The following is a 240-nucleotide window of genomic DNA, read 5'->3' as shown; positions in this document are numbered from 1 at the left end:
TATATGGTGGAGGATGACGGGATCGAACCGCCGACCCCCTGCTTGTAAGGCAGGTGCTCTCCCAGCTGAGCTAATCCTCCATTTGCCTGGCAACGTCCTACTCTCACAGGGGCAAGGCCCCAACTACCATCGGCGCTAGAGAGCTTAACTTCCGTGTTCGGTATGGGAACGGGTGTGACCTCTCTGCCATCATTACCAGACTATATTCATTTGAGACAAACACTATTATACTTTATTGAT

At 50.8% G+C, this 240-nt stretch carries 1 tRNA gene and 1 rRNA gene; both read right to left on the bottom strand.

Features of this window, described 5'->3' with window-relative positions:
- Nucleotides 1–4: 4 nt before the first annotated feature.
- Nucleotides 5–80, bottom strand: a tRNA-Val gene (locus ACM6HU_RS02795).
- 4 nt (nt 81–84) lie between these two features.
- A 5S ribosomal RNA gene (gene rrf / locus ACM6HU_RS02790) occupies nt 85–200 on the bottom strand.
- Between the last annotated feature and the right edge of the window lie 40 nt (nt 201–240).

The organism is Bacillus sp. IT-79MI2 (assembly GCF_949768135.1).
GTDB classification, from domain to species: domain Bacteria; phylum Bacillota; class Bacilli; order Bacillales; family Bacillaceae_G; genus Bacillus_A; species Bacillus_A pseudomycoides.
This window is presented reverse-complemented; position numbering and strand designations above follow the sequence as displayed.